Raw genomic sequence first — 18,732 nt, forward strand, 5'->3', positions numbered from 1 at the left:
CACGTTAGGCTTTGCGCCCATGACGGGCGCCGCAACTTCCAAGACGTTCAGAACCGCTATCGTGCCTGCCGCCGGCCTCGGGACACGCTTCCTGCCGGCGACGAAGGCCGTGCCCAAGGAACTGCTGCCCGTGGTGGACACGCCGGGGATCGAGCTGGTCGCGGCCGAGGCCGCCGCCGCCGGCGCGGAACGCCTGGTCATCGTGACCTCGCCGGGCAAGGAAGCCGTCGTCAAGTACTTCGAGGACCAGCCCGAGCTGGAGGCGAACCTCGAGGCCAAGGGCAAGACCGAGCTGCTGGCCAAGGTCCGGCGCGGCCCCGCCCTGCTGGCCGTCGAGACCGCGATCCAGGAGCAGGCGCTCGGCCTCGGCCACGCCGTCGCGCAGGCCGAGCCGAACCTGACGCCCGAGGACGAGGCCGTCGCGGTGCTGCTGCCGGACGACATCGTGCTGCCGACCGGCGTGCTCGAGCGGATGAGCGAGGTGCGGGCCAAGCACGGGGGCAGCGTGCTCTGCGCGTTCGACATCCCGAAGGCCGAGATCTCGCCGTACGGCGTCTTCGACGTCACCGACACCGACGACGAAGACGTCAAGCAGGTGCACGGCATGGTCGAGAAGCCGAAGCCGGAGGACGCGCCGTCGACCTACGCCGCGGCCGGCCGTTACCTGCTGGACCGGGCGATCTTCGACGCGCTGAAGCGCATCACCCCGGGCTCCGGCGGCGAGCTCCAGCTGACCGACGCGGTCGCGCTGCTGATCACCGAAGGACACCCCGTGCACATCGTCGTGCACCGCGGCGGACGCCACGACCTGGGGAATCCGGGTGGTTTCCTGCGCGCCGCGGTCGATTTCGCGCTCGAAACGCCCGAGTACGGTCCATCTTTACGGGCGTGGCTGACGGAACGGATCGGGACAGATCGCCCATGACGGAATCCCTCGACGCGGCACGGCCCGAAGTGGCCGAGGACGAGGAGGCCGAGTTCCGCTCGGTCGAGTCGCAGATCGCGATGACGCTGGACGCCGCCGTCCGGCCCCGGCCGGTGCGGGTGGCGATCTCCGAGGCCCAGGGGCTGCTCTGCGCCGAGGAGGTGGTCGCCGAGCACGCGCTGCCCGGGTTCGACCAGGCGGCGGTCGACGGGTACGCCGTGCGCAGCGTCGACGTGCGCACGGCCGGGCAGGAACCGGTGCAGCTGCCGGTGGTCGGCGAGATCGCGGCCGGCTCGCGCCAGCCGCGGCGGCTCCAGCCGGGCCAGGCGGTGCGCGTCGACACCGGCGCGCCGCTGCCGACGCTGGCCGACGCCGTCGTGCCGCTCGCCTACACCGACGGGCACCAGGCCAAGGTCACCGTGCACCGCTCGGTGCCCTCGGCGGGGTACGTGCGCCGGGCCGGCGAAGACGTCCAGATCGGTGACGTCGCGGTCCGCAGCGGCGACACGATCGGGTCGGCGCAGGTCGGCCTGCTCGCCGCGGTCGGGCGCGCGAAGGTGCTGGTCTACCCGCGGCCGCGGGTCTCGATCGTGTCGGTCGGCGACGAACTGGTCGACATCGACCGGACACCGTCGGTCGGGCAGGTCTACGACGTCAACTCCTACGCGCTGGCCGCGGCCGCGCGCGACGCGGGCGCCGAGGTCAGCCGGGTCGGCATCGTGTCGAGCGAGCCGAAGCGGCTGCGGGAGATCGTCGAAGGCCGGCTGCTGATGTCGGAGATCGTGGTCGTCGCCGGCGGTGCCGGCGGCAGCACCGGTGACGACGTCCACTCGGCGCTGTCCGACCTCGGCCGGATCGACGCGACGCGCATCGCGATGCACCCCGGCTCGGTCCAGGGGTTCGGCCGGCTCGGCCCTGACTCGGTGCCGACGTTCCTGCTCCCGGGCAACCCGATGAGCGCGCTGGTGGTGTTCGAGGTGCTCGTGCGGCCGCTCATCCGGGCGGCCCGCGGCACGCGCAACCCGCACCGGCGGATCGTCGGCGCGCGGCTGCTGTCGCCGATCACCTCGACCGAGGGCCGGCGCGGCTTCCTGCGCGGGCAGCTCCTGCGCGACGAGGCCAACGGCGAGTACCTGGTCCAGCCGCTCGGTCAGTCCGGGGCGCACCTGCTCGCGTCGCTGGCCGAAGCGAACTGCCTCATCAACGTGCCGGAGGAGATGACCGAGGTCGCCGCGGGCGAGCAGGTGCAGGTCACCTTCCTGGCGCAACGGGCCTGATGAACTCCGTGTCGGGCGTCTCCTACCCGGTCGAGAGCCGGCACCCGGGCTGGCCGGCGCGGCTCGGCCCGCTGCGGGTGCCCGCGGGCGAGGTCGCGATCCGGCCGGTCCGGCTGCGCGACGCCGGCGAGTGGAGCCGGATCCGGCTCCGGGACCGCGCGCACCTCGAGATGTGGGAGCCGACCGGCGTCGGGCCGTGGCCCGAACGCAACGCTTTCTGGTCGTGGCCGTCGCAGTGGGCGGCGCTGCGGTCGCTCGCACGGCGTGGTCAGTGCCTGCCGTTCACGATCACCCTCGACGGTCGTCTGGCCGGCCAGATCACTGTCGGTAACGTCGTCCGCGCGTCGCTGCGGTCCGCCTGGATCGGCTATTGGGTCTCGTCCGAAATCGTGCGCGGCGGGGTCGCGACGGCCGCTGTCGCGCTCGTCACCGACCACGCCTTCGCCGCGGCCGGGCTGCACCGGCTGGAGGCCACCGTGCGTCCCGAGAACGCAGCCAGCCTGCGGGTTCTCACCAAAGCGGGGTACCGGCAGGAGGGGCTGTTCGAGCGCTACCTCGACGTCGCCGGCGCCTGGCGGGACCACTACTGCTTCGCCGTCACGCGCGAGGAGACCGGCGCCGGGCTGGTGTCGCGGCTGGTCTCGGCGGGGCGTGCGGACTACGCCTGACGGTGATTACCCATCCGGGGTTGTGAGCGCGTTACCACATGCTGTGAGATTCACCTAATCCGGTGAGGCATTTCCGTGATCCAACCCGGCGAGCCTCCGTCCGATCTGTTACTCCTGTGACTAGCGTGATTTCAGGTGAAGGATCGGGGGAGGTGACGGGAGATGCCCAGCTCCGTGATCATCGTCGCGCTCGCCGCGGCATGGCTCGTCGTTCTCGTGCCCATGGTCGCGCGTCGGCGGCAGCAGGTCGCGAGGACCGCTGACTCCGCGTTGGCGGCCAGGGTCGTGCGCAGTGGTGGTGGACGCAACGAAGACCGGGAGGAATTCGCCATGTCCGACAGTCCCGTCAAGTCCAATCTCGTGAAGTCCCGGCCCTCGGTCGAGGACGACCTCGCGGAGCTGGAGGCGGACCTCGAGCTCGAGGACGACTTCGACGAAGAGGAGCCGGAGCCGCTCCCGCAGCCGACCCGCGCCGAGCGGGCGGAACGAGCCGAACGCGAACGGGCCGGCTACCGCCCGGGCCGCGGCGGCTTCGACCCCGAGGCCGCGGAGATCGCGGCCCGTGCGAAGTACAGCTTCCGGCAGCGCATCGTCGTCATCCTGCTCGTCATCGCGGTGATCACGGCCGCCGTCGCCGGCTTCCTGATGCCACTCGTCTGGTGGGGCCACGCGCTCGCCGACGTCGTGCTGGTCGGGTACCTCGTCTACCTGCGCCGCCAAGTGCGCATCGAGGAGGAGATCCGCCAGCGCCGCCTCGCGCGGTTCAACAGCACCCGCGCCCCGCGACGCCCGTCGGAGCCTCGGCCTTCGTCTTCGTCCACGTATGCGGCTTCGACATCGGAGTCGACTTCGACTTCGGTCGAGGACGAGCTGGAGGACGACGTCGACGATGTGGAAGTCGTCGAGCCGGCCCGCCGCGAGATCGTCGAGCGCCGCCCGTCGCCGACATCCCGCATCCGCCGCAGCGCGGTCGTCGTCGACCTGGACGACGAAGACCCGGCGTTCGAAGAGCTCGACGAGCCCGGGACCGGCCCTTATCGACGCGCGGTAGGCGAGTGACCCCCCGCGTGATGTGCTCGTAGGGCACTGCTAAGCTCTACGAGCACGATCAAGGGGCTGTAGCGCAGTTGGTAGCGCGTCTCGTTCGCATCGAGAAGGTCAGGGGTTCGATTCCCCTCAGCTCCACCCGAAGTTCGAAGAGAGCCTTGTTCGCGGAATGCGCGAACGGGGCTCTCTTCGTTTGTGTCCTCTGGGGGTGCAACCCCCAGACCCCGCCCGGGGGCACGCCCCCGGACCCCCGTGTGTGGTTGCGTTCTCGTGGTGGGTTGGCTTTCGTCAGGTTGGGTCGCGGTAGCGGTGCAGCAGTCTGGTGAAGTTGCGCAGCTTCTTGGTGGCGTCCTCGGAGAGGGGGTCCGGGTGGAAGTGCATCACCTTGTTGCGGACCGTGCGGATCTCCGCCAGGCGGGCGATGAAGACTTGGCGGTCCAGGGGCCACGCCAGCTTCTGCCAGATGTCCTTGTTCTCCAGGATGTGCTCGTAGTCGCCGAAACCCAGGTCGTCGAAGCTCTCGATCGGTCTGCGGCAGAACGGCTGGACCGTGCTGAGGTCCAAGGCGCCCTTCAAGACCCAGCGGAGGGTTTGGTCCAGCTCGCCGAGCTGGAAGAACGGGGTGGCCATCTCGCCGTAGCGCCGGGCGACGTCCGCTGTGGTGACGATGCCCATCACCGCCTTGCCGATGTCCGTGACGAACACGAACTCATGGTGCTGCAGCGCGGGAAGGACCTCGAAGAGGTCTCGGTCGTACGCGACGACCTCCACGTGCGTGATGATCGCGTCGGCGACCGTCGCGTCCGGTTTCCGGTGTATCGCCTGGGCGATCGAGCGCCACGTCAGGGCGCCGCGCGGGTTGCGGGGGCCGCTGAGGACGGCCAGCTGCGAATAGTCGTTGATGACCATCTTCGTGATCGCCTCGTGCAGCGTGCTGTTCGGGCCGACGGACTCCACGCCCTCGAGCGGTGACAGGTTGCCCACCGTCAGGCGGACGTTCAGGTCGTCATCACCTTCGTCGTCCTCGGCGACCGGCAGTTCGCCGGCGACGGGCGAGCCCACCGTCGCGGGTACTTCCGCTTCGTCGGGCGGTGTTGTCAGCGACACCAGCGTGTCTAGGGTGACGGCGCGGAAACTGGGTGACGTCACCAGTCCGTGGTTCGCCAGGTCCGCCTCGATCTGGCTGACCTGGTCGCCACGCTCCTTCGCGCCCCAGAACGCCAGGAGCTCGCGGACGGTGATCTGTTCCGGGGCGTGCTCGTCCGCGCGGCTGCGGGCTTGCCGAAGGCGTTCGTGGATGCGCTGACGCACCTTGTCTTCGGTCTGCTGGTGCGCTACCCGGGAGATCGCCCGGTCGAGCAGCTCCTGGCGCACGTTGTCCAGCAGCCGGTCCTGGTCGACGACCCACCACGCCCGCCAGCCGTCGACCGCCCGCATGCCCGCGGCCACCATGGCGGCCCGGGAGGGCGAGCGGAACTCCTCGCCGTCGGGCTCGAGCCGGATCCGGCCTTTGCCCGTCACCGTCGCGGTGTAGGTCGCACCGATGCGGGCGCGGTTGAACCTGAGCTTCGCGCCGGCCTCGATCAGCCCCGCCTCCAGCAGGTCCGAGACCATCACGCGGCGGCCGCGGATGAGGTACATCGAGCGGCCGCCGGTTTCCCCTGCTTCCTCGGTCACCGGCGCTCACCACTTCCGCAGGCCGGCGAACCTGCGCCGCGCACCGATCGCTTGCCTCAGTACTTTTTTCTGGAGCTCTGTGTGGGTCAGACGTTCCACTCGCGTGAGCTGCAACTCAGCCGCGACGGCGAGCAGGGTCTCCCGGTCCAGGTGCTGCGCCTTGAGGTACGCGGCGCCGTCCGCCTCAGTTTCGATCTCGCTCAGGCGCGCGGTGATGGCCGCGACGTCGGCGCTCGGTTCCGCGGGTGCCGGCGGCGGATCCGGCGCGGTGGCCGGCTTTGCCGCCTCCTCGGCGATCGGCTCGGGCGCGGTCGCCTCGGGCTGGTCTTGGCCGGCCAGGAGGGCTACGAGAGCGGCCTTCTTGAGGCTCTTGTACCGGGTCAGGCCCAGCTGTTCGGCCATCTCCTTCAGCTTGGGCACCGTCAGGTCCGAAAGCTTGCGCGACCGGTCGTCGGACGGTGCCGCGACGGGCGCGGCAGCAGGTGCCGTGCCCGGGCGGAGAACCGTCAGCTGCGCCTCTCCGCTGACGATCGCCTGCAGCGTCGTCTCGTCCTGCTGTGCCAGGAACTCGTAGATCCTGGCCTGCAGGACGGCGAAGCTCTTCAGCTCGCTCATCGGCGATCACCCGACAGGGCGAGTGCGCTCAGCACCTCGTCGGCCAGCTGGTCGAATTCCCGGACGACGTCGTCCTTCCCGTTGGTGCGCAGCATCGCCGGGACACCGCTCTCGCCGGCGTCGCCGAAGTGGCTCGAGCTGTTGCGGATCCTGCTCTTCAGCACGGGAACCACCGAGTTCGCGGCGACCTCCTCGATGTAGCGGTGCTGGGCCAGTACCACCTGTTGCGAGTAGATCTGCACCATGGTGAAGACGACTCCCAGGAACCCCGGGTCGATCGGCCGGTAGGTTCCGGAATCAGGTTTGTGATTCACGTAGTCGTTGAACTGCTGCACCAGTCCCGCGCAGTTGCCGGCCAGGTAGTCCAGTCCCAACGTCGACAGGTAGTCCGCCTTGGCGGGTACCAGGATCTGTTCGCTGGCCACGATCGCCGTCTTGGTGACCAGCCCGAAGTTCGGGGCGCAGTCGATCAGCACCAGGTCGTAGTCGTCGAAGTGGTTGTCCTCCAGTGCATCCCGGAGGCAACTGTGCAGGTCCAGGAACTTCCGCTTCGATCCGTCGAGGGTGGTGCTCCCGCCCAGCAAGGCAGCGAGTTCGAGGTCGATGTCGATCAGGCCGAGGTGGGAGGAGATCAGGTCGAGCCGGCCGGTGGAGTTCCGGAGAACGTGGTTGACCCGTTCCGGTGTGACGACGAGGTCGGCCAGGGAGATGTCCCGTCCGAGTATTTCGGAGTCGTACCACTGCTTGATCGTGCGGTTGTCCTTGAGCCGGTTTTGCCAATCGTCGACGGTGAAGAACGAGAAGGTCAGGTTGGTCTGCGGGTCGAGGTCGAGGAGGAGGACACGCAGGCCGCGGGCGGCGGCCACCGCGCCGAGGTTCGCGGTGAGGGTGGTCTTGCCCACGCCGCCCTTGTAGTTCATGACCGCCACGACCCGCATATGGCTCTCCCCGCTCGCCGATCCGGTCTACGACTTTCGCAGAAACCGGACCGGCGCGCGCGGGTGTCATCGAACTGGCAATTCCTTGTCCTCTTTCTGCCTGTCAGGAAACGGTCTGGAGCCAGTTCGTCACCTGGGTGAAGTACGTTCCGGCGTTCGGGGCGTAGTTGATCGCGTGGCCGTAGCCGTTCAGGATGTACGTTTGCAGGCGCGCCGCCGGGGCGAAGAACGGGGCCTCCGAAGCCCGCAGTGCCTCCGGCGACGAGCAGTCGCTCGCCAGGGGGCCGCAGAAGTGCGGGTCGTCGCCCACCACCAGGAACACCGGGACCGTGATCTGCTGGGAAGCCGGGATGACCACCGTGGTCATCGCGATCGTGTCCACCGCCTCCGTCACCGCGAAGACGTCCTTTGTGGACTCGTCGTACGCGATCGCGCCCGGGTCGTTCGGGCCGGGGGTGTGGAACGCCGTGTAGCGGGTTCCCGGGGACGTCGTCAGGTAGCCCGCGTCCAGGCCGCGGCTGCCGAGCCGGGGGTCCAGGGGTGCCGGGATCATGTTGGCCAGCACCGGGATCACGGTGACGTAGTTCATCCGGTGCGTCATGTCCGTCACCAGGACGCCGTCGACGTCGTGGAAGGTTCCCGCTTCGATCATCGCCATCGCCGAGCCGATCGAGTGACCGCCGACGATCACCTTCGTGAAGCGCGTGCGGATCGACTGGATCACCTGGTGGACCGCGTTCGCTTGGGCTGTTGCCGACAAGAGGGCGCTCAGGGGCTGGGAGCTCGAGCCCGTGCCCATGCGGTCGACCGCGAGTGTCGCCACGCCGGCCTGGTTCATCGCCAGGCGGAACGAACGCAGCTCCGGCGTGTAGGCGATGTCCCAGTAGGACGCGTTGTACGTGCCGCCGGGGATCAGGACCACCACCGTGTCGGCCTGGGACGGCGCGCAGAGGCGGCCGTGCATTCGGCCCAGCGCGACCGGGACGTACAGGTCCTGACAGGTGACCGTGTCCGCGTGGGCCGGGATCGGTACGGACATCGCCGCCGCGATCAGGAGCAGGGCAGCACAAAGGCGGCGGAAAGCTTGGCGAAGCAAGGAGAACTACCTCCAACTAGCGACGGACTGCCGTCATCGGCAGGCTTTCGGGGTACGCGGCGGAGGTGAACTTGACGCGCACCGGCCGGCCCGGGACCGGGACCAGCCGCCAGCGCGCGGCCACCGTGGCCACGGTGATGACGATTTCGTTCTGGGCGAAGACGTTCCCGACACACTGCCGGGAGCCCGCCCCGAACGGGATGAACGCGCCCTTCGGCAGCTGCTTCGCGCGCTCCGGCGACCAGCGGTCGGGATCGAACCGCCCGGGAGCCTCGAAGCTGGCGGGATCGTGGTGCAGGGCGTGCGGGCTGACGATCACCTCGGCCCCCTCCGGCAGCCGCTCGTCGCCGAGCCGGACTTCGGTGAGGGTCCGGCGCATCAGCATCCAGAGCGGGTACTGGCGCAGCACCTCGTCGACGACCTGCCGGACGTAGACCAGCCGGTGCAGGTCGTCGCCGGTGACCGGGCGGCCGGCCAGCACCTCGTCGATTTCGGTGTGCACCCGCGCTTCCACGTCGGGGTTGCGGCCGAGCTCGTGGAACGTCCAGGCCAGCGCGAGCGCGGTCGTCTCGATGCCGGCGGTGAGCAGGGTGAGAACCTCGTCGCGCGCTTGCTCGTCGGTCATGCCGGCCAGCAGCAGCATCGACAGGAGGTCGCCGCGGTCGACGCCGTCGGCCCGCCACTCGCGGATCACCTCCAGCACGATCGCCTGCATCCGGGTGATGGCCTCGTCGAACCGGCGGTTTCCGGGAATCGGCAGTTTTTCGACGAACTTCGGCGACAGCGCGCGAATCATTCCCTGCTGGATGATCAGATAGATGGAACGGCGTGCTTCGGCGATCGCCTCTTTCCCGAGCTCGGTGGAGAACAGGGCCTCGCCGACGATCGTCACCGCCAGGCCCTGCAGGTCTTCGTCGATCTTCCGCACTTCGCCCGGCTGCCACGAGTCGCCCAGTTCGGCGGCCGCGCGGCGCATGGTTTCCACGTACGCGGTCAAGCGGTCGCGGTGGAACGCCGGCTGCATCAGCCGCCGCTGCCGCATGTGGAAGTCACCGTTCGAAAGCACCAGGCCATTCCCGACGAACGGCCGGAACTTGTCGAACATGGCGCCCTTGCGGAACTTCGGCCCGGCCGTGACCAGCACTTCGTGACTCAGCCGTGGACTGGTGACGAAGTAGGTGGGTGCCGGGCCGAGGTAGATTTTGACGATCTCGCCGTGTTCGTGCAATGCGTCGGTGAATACGAAGCGTCGCCGAAGGAGCGCCGGGGTGTGCCCGAGAAAAGGCCACCGGCCCGGTGCGACCGGGACGGTCATGAGGACTCCTCGTTACGCCATTGTGTGGATTCCGCCAACGAGACGGCCTACGGTAGGCGCGTCCGGTCGAGCGTGACAGTGCCCGAACGGGTGGTCTGCGGTCACGCATATGGCGCAGCGAGGGAACCGCGCGGGATGGCTAAACTCGGGGCCATTCCCGATGTGACTAGAAGGTGTTCTCTGTGACACGATCACCGGAATGGGTGCCACCGGGTGTCGACATCTCCGTGCCGAGCATGGCGCGCACCTACGACTTCATGCTGGGGGGACGGCACAACTTCGCCGTCGATCGCGCCGTGGGCGCGCAGATCGAGCACGTGATGCCCGGCCTGCGCGAGGCCGCGCGCGTGAACCGCGCGTTCCTCGGGCGCGCGGTGCGGTTCATGGTCGACCACGGGATCCGGCAGTTCCTCGACGTCGGCTCGGGGATCCCGACGGTGGCGAACGTGCACGAGGTGGCGCAGGCCTGCGACCCGGAATGCCGGGTGGTGTACGTGGATCGCGACCCGGTGGCGGTCGCGCACAGCGAATTGCTGCTGGCGGGCAACGATCACGCCGCGATCGTGCGGGCCGACATGCGTGACCCGGAGACGATCCTCGACTCCCCGCAGGTCCGCGGCCTGCTCGACCTCGACGAGCCGCTCGGGTTGCTGATGTTGCTGATGCTGCACTGGATCCCGGACGAGTCCGGGCCGCGCGAGCTCGTCGGCCGCTACCGCGCGGCCCTGGCGGACGGCAGTTTTCTCGCCGTCACCCACGTCACGGGTGACCACCAGGGCGAGAACCTCACCGAAGCGACCGACGCGATCAAGGAAAGCCGGAGCCCGGACCAGGTGACATTGCGAACGCACGAAGAAGTGACCGCGTTGTTCGCCGGATTCGAAATCGTCGAACCCGGTCTGGTCGGGTGCGGCGAATGGCGGCCGGCCGGTCCGTCGGACATCTCCGGGACCGCCGACATGAACACACTGGTTTACGCGGGAATCGGCAGCAAGAACGCCGACGGTGACCGATCCGCGCGAGCGAAAGCACAGCAAGGCTGAATAAATGGCGAAACCCGATCACCGGCCGGACGGTTCGGCGGATACGTCCGATCCGGCGCGCGAGCGGAACCTGCTCGCCCGCAAGTGGGCGTATCTGCTCAGTGGCGTCACCGTCGTGTCACTGAGCCGCGAAGGGCTCGAGGAAGAACTGCGCGGCCTGCTCGACGCCTTCTGCGCGCACCTGCTGGAGCGGCCGGCGGGCACCTCGGCCGCGGAGCGGATCGGGCAACGGCTGGTGTCGCTCGGTTACGTCGGCGAGCCGGGCCTGCGGTGCACGCTCGACGTCCTCGGAAAGGGGTTGCCGGCGCTGGCGGAACTCCAGCCGCCGGACCGGTTCGCCGAGCGGATCGTGCTCGGGCTGGGCGCGCTGTCCTGCGGCTTCCTGCTCGCGCACGAACGCAGCGTCCTCGACCAGCAGGAGATCATGCACCTGTCGCTGCTCAAGGCGGTGCGGGACGCGCAGTGGAACCTCAAGGAGAGCGAAGCGCGCTTCGACGAGGTGGTCACGTCGTCGGCGAGCGGCATCGCGGTCGTCCGGCTCGACGGCCGGATCGCGCGGGCCAACACCGCGCTCGCCGACATGCTCGGCCACCCCTCCGGCGAGCTGACCGGGACGGGGCTCTACGACCTCGTGCACCCGGATTCCGTCGAGATCTTCCGTGAAGCCATGCAGACACTGCTCGAAGACGGCGGCCGCGACCGGATCCGGCAGTCCCAGCGGCTGCTGCGCAAGGACGGTGACGTCGCGCGCATCTCGCTCACCGCGTCCCTGCTGCGCGACGCCGGTGACCGGCCCCGGCACTTCGTCGTGGTGGTCGAGGACGGCACCGAACTGATGCTGCTGCAGAGCGAGCTGAGCCGGCAGGCCCTGCACGACGTCCTGACCGGCCTGCCGAACCGCCAGTACTTCGGCACCCACCTCGAGGCGGCCCTGCGGCGCGCGGACCCGGTCCACGGCGTCACGCTGCTCCACGTCGACCTCGACGCGTTCGGCATGATCTGCAACAGCCTCGGCCGGCGCGTCGGCGAACAGGTGCTCGTGCACTTCGCGCAGCGGTTGAAGGCCGTCGTGGCGCACGAGCGGGCGATGATCGCCCGCTTCCACAGCGACGAGTTCGGCATCCTGATCGAGAACACGGCGATGACGCCGTCCATCGACACCATCGTGCGCGCCATCAACGACGAGCTCGCCGAGCCGTTCTTCGTCGAGGGCCACGGGCTGGCGCTGTCGGCCAGTGCCGGGGTGGTGCACCGGCCGGTGAAGGGTATCGACCCGGGTGAGCTGCTGCGCGCGGCGGACCAGACGCTGCGGCGGGCCAAGGCCCGGCGGCGCGGGCAGTGGAAGATGTTCGACCCGGTCGCCGACGCCGCGGACCGGCGGGCGCAGGGGCTCGCCGTCGGCATGGCCGGGGCGTGGGAGAACGGCGAGATCGAGGTGCGGTACCGGCCGATGGTGCGGCTTGCGGACGGTGAGCTGGCCGGCGTCGAAGCGCGGCTGCACTGGGACCGGCCGAGCGAGCCGCTGGCGCACGAACGCTGTGCCGAGCTGGCCGAAGCGACCGGGCTCGTCCTGCCGCTGGGCGACTGGGCGCTGCGGACGGCGAGCCGGCAGGGCGAGTGGTGGCACCAGCGCCTGGACTTCGGGCTGCCCGTGGTCGCGGGCCTCACCGAGCACCAGGTGACGGACGAGGCGCTGGGCACCCGTGTCACCGGGCTGCTGGCGGATTCCGGCCTGCCGCCGGAACAGCTGATGATCGGGGTCCCGGTCGGCGCGCTGGGGACGTCCGGGGTGGTCGAGAACCTGACCGCGCTGACCGGGCTCGGCGTCCGCGTGCTGCTCGACGAGTTCGGCATGGGGCCGGACGACCTGCGGGCGATCGAGGACCTCCCGGTCGGGGTCGTGCGGGTCGCCCGGCGGCTCGCCGAATGGCAGGCGTGGACGGACTCGACGTTCCTCGGCGAGCTGGTGCCCCTGGTCCGGCAGGTCGGTGCCACGCTGGTCGTCGACGGCATCGACACCGCGGGCCAGGCGGACTGGTGGCGGGACGCCGGCGCGGACCTGGCCACCGGCGACTACTTCGGCGCGGCCGACACGGCGGGCGCGGTCGTCGAACTGCTCGTCTGAGCCGGTGACCGGTCATCGTGGTGGTGCGGAAGAAAGCCGCGATGACCGGTCACCGTGCAGGAGGCGATCTGTCAGGAAAAGTGAAACGTCCTGGACGGATCTTCCCGAGGTGCTACCGGGTTCCACAGGCGGTCGCCGAACAGGGACAGGGCCGCCGGGAGCAGGACACCCCGGACCACCGTCGCGTCCAGGAGGATCGCGAAAGCCATGCCCAGGCCCAGCATCTTGTACTCGATCGCCGCGAGGCTCAGGAAAATGCTGAACACGCCCGTCATGATCAGCGCCGCGCTCGTCACCACGCCGGAACTGCCCGCCGTGCCTTCGACGATCGCCTCGCGCGCCGGGCTGCCCGCCTGGCGGCGTTCGCGGATCCGGCTCAGGATGAAGATGTGGTAGTCGGTGCTCAGGCCGAACAACAGCACGAACAGGAACATCGGCAGCCAGCCGAGCACCCCGCCGTAGGGGGTGAAACCCAGTAGTGGCGCGAGAAAGCCGTCCTGGAACACCAGCGTGAGGACGCCGTAGGCCGCGCCGACCGACAGCAGGTTGAGCAGGATCGACACCGCCGGCACCACCACCGAACGGAACACCACGAGCAGCAACACGAACGCGAGCAGCAGGATGAACCCGAAGACGTAGGGCGCCCGCTCCAGGACTCGCGCGGTGAAGTCGTGGGCCTCGGCGGTCCGGCCCGCGACCGCGAAGCGGACGCCGTCGAGCCGGCCGATCGACTGGGGCAGCAGGGTTTCCCGCAACGCCGTGAGGGTGCGGTCGGCCGCTTCGTCGTTCCCGGAACCACCGAGCGGGACGCGCACGACGAGCGCGTCACCCACGGGTACCACGACTGCCGGCTTCGGGGTCCGGGCGGTGAATTCGTCGATCGCCCGGCGGACCGCGGGTGTGTCGACCGGGCCGCGGTCGCTCCACAGGACGACGTGCGCCGGCATGGTGCTGCCCGGGAAAGCCTCCTGGACGCGCGCGGCCGCGTCGATCACCGGGACGCTGCGCGGCAGGCTTTCGGTCGGGGCCGGGTCCTGCAGCCGGATCCCGATCGCGGGCAGGGCGAGCAGGACCAGTAGCCCGGCGGCGATCCCGGTCCACAGCGCCGGCCGCCGGGTCACGATCGACGCGACGCCGGCCCAGAACCGCGAGCGCGTCGCGACCGTGCGACGCCGGCCCAGCCACGGGATTCGCGCGCGGTCGACGCGATCTCCGAGCAGTGAGAGCGTGGCGGGGAGCACCGTCACCGACGCCAGGACCGCGAGCCCGACGACGAGGATGGTGCTCACCGTCAGGCCGCGGAGGTTGTCGAGGCCGGTGCACAGCAGGCCGGTCACGCACAGCGCGACCGTCAGTCCCGACACGACGATCACGTGCCCGGACGTCCGCGCCGCGATCCGGATCGACTCTTCGACGCCGTGCGCGCGTTCTTCCCGGACGCGGCGCAGGAAGAACAGCGAATAGTCGACGCCGACGGCCATCCCGATCAGCAGCGTCATCGAGGAAGTGGCGCTGTTGACCGGAATCCAGTTGTCCACTGCGGACAGGAGGCCGAACGTCGCGAGCACGGTGGTGCCCGCCAGCAGCACCGGGATCGCCGCCGCGACCAGCGACCCGAACACGACCAGCAGGATCAGCAGGGTGAGCGGGAGCGAGCGCGTCTCGGACCGGCCGATGTCCTCCTTGATGCTCCGGTCGACCGCGCCGGACACGCTGAGGTCGCCCGCTTGCGCGAGCCGGTCACCCGGGTGCCGCGCGGCCACCGCGTCGACGGCGGCGGTCGCCGTCACGAGGTTCGCCCGGATTTCGGTGCCGGTGCCGAGAAGCCGGAAGGTGACCAGGCCGGACCGGCCGTCGGCGGAGACCTGCGCCGGATCGGCCAGTGGGCTGCGGATGTCGGCCACCGCACCGGACGCCGCCAGCGCCGTCACCAAGTCCGTTGTGGTGGCGGGAGAATCGCGGGGGACCAGGACGTTTTCCCAGAACGGTTCGCGGGCGTCCTGGCGGTCGAGGGCCGCTTGACCGGTGCCGGCGTCGCCGGCGGGACTCGAGCGCGCGTCGGTGCCGGGAGTGAACGTGCCGATGACCCAGGCGAGCGCGACAAGCGCGAGCCAGCCGAAGATCGCCGCGGCGCGGTGGTGCGTCGACCAGCGCGCGACGCGTTCGACCACGGGCGTGCCTGCAGGCAGCATGAACTAAAGTCCTTCCGTGAAGGAGTGATCCGATGAGAGCTCGCCCTCGGGCGAGTGGGTGCTTCTTCTTCCTGGGCCGCCGAGTTGCCGCTCGGCGGTCCAGGGCCTCAGGTCAGTCGACCTCCTTGAGCACGTGTTCGATGGACCGCAGGCGGTCCTGGACGTCCCGCAGCTGCCGTTCGGTTTCCTCCTGCGTCCGCACGGCTTTCTCCGCGAGCGACCGGTATTCGTGCTCGCGGGCCAGCGCGGCCTTGGCGCGCCAGCTCGTGGCGAGCTGCACGATCCCGACCGTGAGCACGACGGTGATCAGGACGAAGACCCCGGTCACGCCGATGATCTCCTGCCACTGGTGCCAGTTCATGTCCGTCCCTCCTCGCCGTCCCCGCGGACGGACTCCGGTGTGGTCAGCGTCGGCACGGCGGCCGCGATCGCCTTCGGCGTCAGCACGACGGAGAACGGCGTGAGCTCGTAGAACCGCAGCGTCTTGCCGTCTTCGCCGACCTCGAAGCTGGCCGTGACCAGGCCCGCGGCCTCGAGCTTGCGCAGGTGCACCTGCAGGAGCGCGCGGCTGATCCGCAGTTCGCGCGCCAGCTCGCTGACGTAGGCGCGCTCGGCCAGCAAGGCCGCGACGATCCGCAGCCGGTGCGGATTCGCCAGGGTCCCCAGCAGCCGGACGAGCTCGTCCCCGGTGGGCTCGGTCACGGCGTCCTCCACATGCAAACAAAAATTAGCAGGTGGTGGCGCGGAGGTCCATCGGGGTGATCCCCGAGACGGTTCATCCAGTCGTTCGGCTCGACGCAGGCCGTCGACGAGTGCACCCGCCGGCGTCACCGTGAACGGGCCGACCTTGACGACCCGGGCGCTCGTGGGTGGGCTGCCGGCGGCGGGCCGTGTACTCCGGCTTCGGGACCGCGGGATGGCGGCGACGCTCAGCGGACGGGCAACGCCCTCCGCCGCCGCGTCAGTGCCGACGGGTCGAGGTTCGCCTTCGTGCCGGCGTCGTGGCCGTCGAGGTAACCGCTGCCGGACAGGCGCCGGGGCGCGGCCGAGCGCAGGTCGCCGTACTCCTCGTCGAAGCGGTGCTGGACCAGGGCCGAGCGGTCCCGGACCACGAGTTCCGCCGAGCGCGCGCCGGGCGCGGCCGTGCGGACGGCCTCTTGTTCGGCCAGCGAAAGCCGTTCGTGGACCGCGCGGGCGAAACCGTGCAGCCACGTGCGCCGGTACGCGGCGAGAGACTCGCCGGGGAAGAAACCGCCGGGCCGGACGCGGTTCAGCTGGGTGCTCGCCTGCAGCAGGAGGCTGGTGAACAACAGCTCCACGCGGCCGAGGTCGGACTGGTAGCCGAACACCGTGACGCTCTCGACCTTCTGGCCGACGCGGTGCAGCAGGGTCCGGCAGCGCAGCGGGTAGGCGACCGAGGTGAGCAGGCTCGCCTTGTCCCGGCTGTAGGGGTCGTCCATCGGGATGGTGAGCGTGCCGATGTCGTCGACGCTCGCGCCGGTCTCCGCGAGCATCGCCTGGTCGATGCCGTACCGGGCGACGAGCTCGGCGGCCTTCTTGTTGTACGCCTCGGCTTCCGCTTCGGTGACCGCCGGGTCCTCGGCCTTGGCCAGGAGCTTGCGGATGCGCTCGAGCTGCGGGTCTGACTCGGACATGGGCGGAGCTTATTCGATCAGGTGTTCGGGCGCTCGCACCGGGTGAGCGTGTCGCGGAAGCCGCGGCTTCCGCCGGCGGAACTGATCGGGCGGCTGAGGAACCCGCTGCCCGGTGGGCACCGGGGCTCGAACAGCGGGTTGTCGTCGCGATCCACGAGGAGACCGGTGCGGTGGCTGCTCGCCGAGCTTCCGGGACCCGTGCGGATCAGCACCACGACCGGGGCGGAGAACGCGCACATGATCCGCGTCAACCGCGAGCTCGGCTTCGGCCCGGAGCGCACCATGCTCGCCGTGCGGCGGGACCTTGCTCAAGCTCCCGGCCGGACCAGCCCGGTTTCGTAGGCCACCACGACGGCCTGCGCGCGGCTGGAGATGCCGAGCTTGGCCATCAGCCGGTTGAGGTGGGTCTTCACCGTCGCTTCGCTGACCCGCAGCTCGGCCGCGATCCAGCCGTTCGGGACGCCGGTACCGACGAACCGCAGCACCTCCAGCTCGCGGTCGGTCAGCGCGGCCAGCGCCGGTGACGCGGTGGGCGATTCCGGCGGGGTCCGGGTGAACGCCTCGACGAGCCGGCGGGTGATCGTCGGGCCGAACAGCATGTCGCCGCGGGCGACCGCGTGGATGCCGGCGATCAGCGTCTCCGTCGGGCTGTCCTTGAGCAGGAAGCCCGCCGCGCCCGCGCGCAACGCCGTGTAGACGTACTCGTCGAGGTCGAAGACGGTCAGCATCAGCACGCTCGGGCGCGGTGCCTCGGCCGTGGCGAGGATCCGTTCGGTCGCCTTGACGCCGTCCAGGCCCGGCAGCCGGATGTCCATCAGGATGACGTCCGGCCGCAGCGCCGCCGCCTTCCCGATCGCCTCCAGGCCGTCACGCGCTTCGCCCGCGACGTCGATGTCCGGCACCGCGCCCAGCAGCGCGACGAACCCGGCGCGGACGAGGTCCTGGTCGTCGACCACCAGCACACTCGTCACTCGGGCTCCTGCGGTTGGGCGAGCGGCCGCGGGTACGGCAGCGTCAGCACGACGGCGAACCCGGCCGGGTCGCGGGGGCCGATCTCGATCACGCCACCGTACATCCGGGCCCGTTCGCGCATGCCGATCAGCCCGTGCCCGCCCGGGTTCGGCGGGCCGGCCGGCCCGCCGCCGGGATCGGTGACGGCGAGGACCAGGTGCTCGGTCCGGTAGTCCAGCGTCAGTTCGGCCGTGGCGCCGCCGTGCTTGAGGACGTTCGTCAGGGCTTCCTGCGCGACGCGGAACGCGCACAGCTGCTGGCCGGGCGGCAGCGTCCGGGGCGTGCCGGCGACCTGGAGGCCGACCGCGATCCCGGCTTCGCGGACCCGGGCGGCGAGCGTCTCGAGGTCGTCGAGCCCGGGTTGCGGCCGGTACCCCTCGAGCGGGTACTGCGGCGGGCGGAGCACGCTGAGGAGGCGTCGCAGCTCGTCGAGCGCTTCGGTGGTCGTGCCGGTGATCGTGTCCAGCGCACCCCGCGCGGTGTCCGGCGCCGAATCGAAGACGTACCGGGCGAGGTTGGCCTGCACGGAGATCACCGAAAGGTGGTGCGAGACGACGTCGTGCAGCTCGTGCGCGATCCGGACGCGCTCCTCCGCGACGGCCAGCTCGGTGTCGTGCTCGGCGTCGCGAAGCCGGTGGCTGCGGACGTAGGCGGTGCGCCCGATCGCCGCGACGCCGGTCGCGAGCAGCAGCGACAGCAGCGTGTCGCCGACCGGGGAGACCGGGCTGCCGAACAACATCGACGTCTCGTAGGCGATCAGGCCGAACACGGTGACGGCGAGCGCGTCGCGGAACCGGCAGTGCGCCCAGACGGTGTACGCGGCCACGATCACGCTGAGCTGGCCGAGCTGCGAGCGGAAGCCGAGCGCGTAGAACACGCCCATCAGGGCGACGCAGGCGACCAGCGTCGTGATCGGGAAGCGGCGGCGCGCCGCGAGCGGCAACGCGCTGACGGCGGCAAGCACCAGCCCCAGAGGGCGCGCGTGGGCGCCGAAGGGGTCACCCAGCTCGGTGGCGCCGGCCAGCTGGTAACCCGCGACGAGCAGCGCGAGCACGGCGTCGGCCAGCCGTGGCCGCGCCCGCAGTTCACGCAGTGCCGTCACGGTGAGGAAGCTACCGGTGTACCGCGAAGGTTTACCCCGGCTACCT

Annotated in this window: 18 protein-coding genes and 1 tRNA gene; 8 read left to right on the top strand and 11 right to left on the bottom strand. The window is 70.3% G+C overall.

Going from position 1 to position 18,732, the window contains the following annotated elements:
* Positions 1 to 19: 19 nt before the first annotated feature.
* The 5 genes from OG494_RS42710 to OG494_RS42730 all read left to right on the top strand — a co-directional run bounded on the left by OG494_RS42710 (position 20) and on the right by OG494_RS42730 (position 4,055).
* Positions 20 to 925 carry a UTP--glucose-1-phosphate uridylyltransferase gene (locus OG494_RS42710; protein WP_328448648.1) on the top strand — a complete coding sequence of 302 codons (906 nt, stop codon included), beginning with the start codon at positions 20 to 22 and terminating at the stop codon, positions 923 to 925.
* Positions 922 to 2,202 carry a molybdotransferase-like divisome protein Glp gene (gene glp, locus OG494_RS42715; RefSeq protein WP_328448650.1) on the top strand — a complete coding sequence of 427 codons (1,281 nt, stop codon included), beginning with the start codon at positions 922 to 924 and terminating at the stop codon, positions 2,200 to 2,202. Before OG494_RS42710 ends, glp begins: the two co-directional genes overlap by 4 nt.
* Complete coding sequence (locus OG494_RS42720; protein ID WP_328448652.1) at positions 2,202 to 2,870, top strand: GNAT family N-acetyltransferase; 669 nt, start codon at positions 2,202 to 2,204, stop codon at positions 2,868 to 2,870. The genes glp and OG494_RS42720 overlap by 1 nt, the downstream gene beginning before the upstream one ends.
* A 162-nt stretch (positions 2,871 to 3,032) precedes the next feature.
* Positions 3,033 to 3,929, top strand: coding sequence for a divisome protein SepX/GlpR (sepX, locus tag OG494_RS42725; RefSeq protein ID WP_328448654.1), 897 nt, complete (start codon positions 3,033 to 3,035; stop codon positions 3,927 to 3,929).
* A 53-nt stretch (positions 3,930 to 3,982) separates the two neighbouring features.
* A tRNA-Ala gene (locus tag OG494_RS42730) sits at positions 3,983 to 4,055 on the top strand.
* Positions 4,056 to 4,205: 150 nt separating this feature from the next.
* Here the strand turns inward: OG494_RS42730 and OG494_RS42735 are convergent.
* From OG494_RS42735 to OG494_RS42755, 5 genes are all read right to left on the bottom strand, one after another.
* Positions 4,206 to 5,594, bottom strand: a complete 1,389-nt coding sequence (locus tag OG494_RS42735) for a CBS domain-containing protein (RefSeq protein ID WP_328448656.1) — start codon at positions 5,592 to 5,594, stop codon at positions 4,206 to 4,208.
* Between the two features lie 6 nt (positions 5,595 to 5,600).
* Positions 5,601 to 6,209 (bottom strand): Rho termination factor N-terminal domain-containing protein, encoded by a 609-nt coding sequence (locus tag OG494_RS42740; protein WP_328448658.1) that lies wholly within the window; start codon positions 6,207 to 6,209, stop codon positions 5,601 to 5,603.
* Positions 6,206 to 7,147 (bottom strand): ParA family protein, encoded by a 942-nt coding sequence (locus OG494_RS42745; protein WP_328448660.1) that lies wholly within the window; start codon positions 7,145 to 7,147, stop codon positions 6,206 to 6,208. The genes OG494_RS42740 and OG494_RS42745 overlap by 4 nt, the downstream gene beginning before the upstream one ends.
* A gap of 103 nt (positions 7,148 to 7,250) precedes the next feature.
* Positions 7,251 to 8,186, bottom strand: a complete 936-nt coding sequence (locus OG494_RS42750; protein WP_328448662.1) for an alpha/beta hydrolase — start codon at positions 8,184 to 8,186, stop codon at positions 7,251 to 7,253.
* Positions 8,187 to 8,259: 73 nt separating this feature from the next.
* Positions 8,260 to 9,558 carry a cytochrome P450 gene (locus OG494_RS42755; protein ID WP_328448664.1) on the bottom strand — a complete coding sequence of 433 codons (1,299 nt, stop codon included), beginning with the start codon at positions 9,556 to 9,558 and terminating at the stop codon, positions 8,260 to 8,262.
* Positions 9,559 to 9,740: 182 nt separating this feature from the next.
* On the opposite strand from OG494_RS42755, the gene OG494_RS42760 reads away from it, so the two are divergent.
* Together OG494_RS42760 and OG494_RS42765 are read left to right on the top strand one after the other, a co-directional pair.
* On the top strand, positions 9,741 to 10,601 hold the full coding sequence (locus OG494_RS42760) for an SAM-dependent methyltransferase (protein WP_442874350.1): 861 nt from the start codon (positions 9,741 to 9,743) through the stop codon (positions 10,599 to 10,601).
* A 4-nt stretch (positions 10,602 to 10,605) separates the two neighbouring features.
* The gene (locus OG494_RS42765) at positions 10,606 to 12,726 is read left to right on the top strand and encodes a putative bifunctional diguanylate cyclase/phosphodiesterase (protein WP_328448666.1); all 2,121 of its coding nucleotides are present in this window, start codon (positions 10,606 to 10,608) and stop codon (positions 12,724 to 12,726) included.
* A gap of 71 nt (positions 12,727 to 12,797) precedes the next feature.
* Here the strand turns inward: OG494_RS42765 and OG494_RS42770 are convergent, their stop codons facing one another.
* The 4 genes from OG494_RS42770 to OG494_RS42785 all read right to left on the bottom strand — a co-directional run bounded on the left by OG494_RS42770 (position 12,798) and on the right by OG494_RS42785 (position 16,573).
* The gene (locus OG494_RS42770) at positions 12,798 to 14,918 is read right to left on the bottom strand and encodes an MMPL family transporter (protein WP_328448668.1); all 2,121 of its coding nucleotides are present in this window, start codon (positions 14,916 to 14,918) and stop codon (positions 12,798 to 12,800) included.
* 112 nt (positions 14,919 to 15,030) lie between these two features.
* The gene (locus OG494_RS42775; RefSeq protein WP_328448670.1) at positions 15,031 to 15,279 is read right to left on the bottom strand and encodes a hypothetical protein; all 249 of its coding nucleotides are present in this window, start codon (positions 15,277 to 15,279) and stop codon (positions 15,031 to 15,033) included.
* A complete protein-coding gene (locus tag OG494_RS42780) occupies positions 15,276 to 15,620 on the bottom strand; it encodes an ArsR/SmtB family transcription factor (protein ID WP_328448672.1) in 345 nt (114 codons plus the stop codon). The genes OG494_RS42775 and OG494_RS42780 overlap by 4 nt, the downstream gene beginning before the upstream one ends.
* 227 nt (positions 15,621 to 15,847) lie before the next feature.
* Positions 15,848 to 16,573 (bottom strand): DUF2786 domain-containing protein, encoded by a 726-nt coding sequence (locus OG494_RS42785; RefSeq protein ID WP_328448673.1) that lies wholly within the window; start codon positions 16,571 to 16,573, stop codon positions 15,848 to 15,850.
* A 165-nt stretch (positions 16,574 to 16,738) separates the two neighbouring features.
* Here OG494_RS42785 and OG494_RS42790 point away from each other — a divergent pair, with 165 nt between their 5' ends.
* The gene (locus tag OG494_RS42790) at positions 16,739 to 16,915 is read left to right on the top strand and encodes a hypothetical protein (RefSeq protein WP_328448674.1); all 177 of its coding nucleotides are present in this window, start codon (positions 16,739 to 16,741) and stop codon (positions 16,913 to 16,915) included.
* Here the strand turns inward: OG494_RS42790 and OG494_RS42795 are convergent.
* Positions 16,882 to 17,544, bottom strand: coding sequence for a response regulator transcription factor (locus OG494_RS42795; protein ID WP_328448676.1), 663 nt, complete (start codon positions 17,542 to 17,544; stop codon positions 16,882 to 16,884). The two genes, OG494_RS42790 and OG494_RS42795, sit on opposite strands and share 34 nt — an antisense overlap.
* Positions 17,541 to 18,686 (bottom strand): sensor histidine kinase, encoded by a 1,146-nt coding sequence (locus OG494_RS42800; RefSeq protein WP_328448678.1) that lies wholly within the window; start codon positions 18,684 to 18,686, stop codon positions 17,541 to 17,543. Before OG494_RS42800 ends, OG494_RS42795 begins: the two co-directional genes overlap by 4 nt.
* Positions 18,687 to 18,732: the final 46 nt, after the last annotated feature.

The organism is Amycolatopsis sp. NBC_00438 (genome assembly GCF_036026695.1).
In the GTDB taxonomy this organism is placed as follows: Bacteria; Actinomycetota; Actinomycetes; order Mycobacteriales; family Pseudonocardiaceae; genus Amycolatopsis.

What these genes read in the sequence shown, in the direction of transcription:
- OG494_RS42710 (WP_328448648.1), top strand. Translation starts at nt 20, where the DNA reads ATGACGGGCGCCGCAACTTCCAAGACGTTCAGAACCGCTATCGTGCCT.
- glp (WP_328448650.1), top strand. Translation starts at nt 922, where the DNA reads ATGACGGAATCCCTCGACGCGGCACGGCCCGAAGTGGCCGAGGACGAG.
- OG494_RS42720 (WP_328448652.1), top strand. Translation starts at nt 2,202, where the DNA reads ATGAACTCCGTGTCGGGCGTCTCCTACCCGGTCGAGAGCCGGCACCCG.
- sepX (WP_328448654.1), top strand. Translation starts at nt 3,033, where the DNA reads ATGCCCAGCTCCGTGATCATCGTCGCGCTCGCCGCGGCATGGCTCGTC.
- OG494_RS42740 (WP_328448658.1), bottom strand. Translation starts at nt 6,209, where the DNA reads ATGAGCGAGCTGAAGAGCTTCGCCGTCCTGCAGGCCAGGATCTACGAG.
- OG494_RS42745 (WP_328448660.1), bottom strand. Translation starts at nt 7,147, where the DNA reads ATGCGGGTCGTGGCGGTCATGAACTACAAGGGCGGCGTGGGCAAGACC.
- OG494_RS42750 (WP_328448662.1), bottom strand. Translation starts at nt 8,186, where the DNA reads ATGTCCGTACCGATCCCGGCCCACGCGGACACGGTCACCTGTCAGGAC.
- OG494_RS42755 (WP_328448664.1), bottom strand. Translation starts at nt 9,558, where the DNA reads ATGACCGTCCCGGTCGCACCGGGCCGGTGGCCTTTTCTCGGGCACACC.
- OG494_RS42765 (WP_328448666.1), top strand. Translation starts at nt 10,606, where the DNA reads ATGGCGAAACCCGATCACCGGCCGGACGGTTCGGCGGATACGTCCGAT.
- OG494_RS42770 (WP_328448668.1), bottom strand. Translation starts at nt 14,918, where the DNA reads ATGCTGCCTGCAGGCACGCCCGTGGTCGAACGCGTCGCGCGCTGGTCG.
- OG494_RS42775 (WP_328448670.1), bottom strand. Translation starts at nt 15,279, where the DNA reads ATGAACTGGCACCAGTGGCAGGAGATCATCGGCGTGACCGGGGTCTTC.
- OG494_RS42785 (WP_328448673.1), bottom strand. Translation starts at nt 16,573, where the DNA reads ATGTCCGAGTCAGACCCGCAGCTCGAGCGCATCCGCAAGCTCCTGGCC.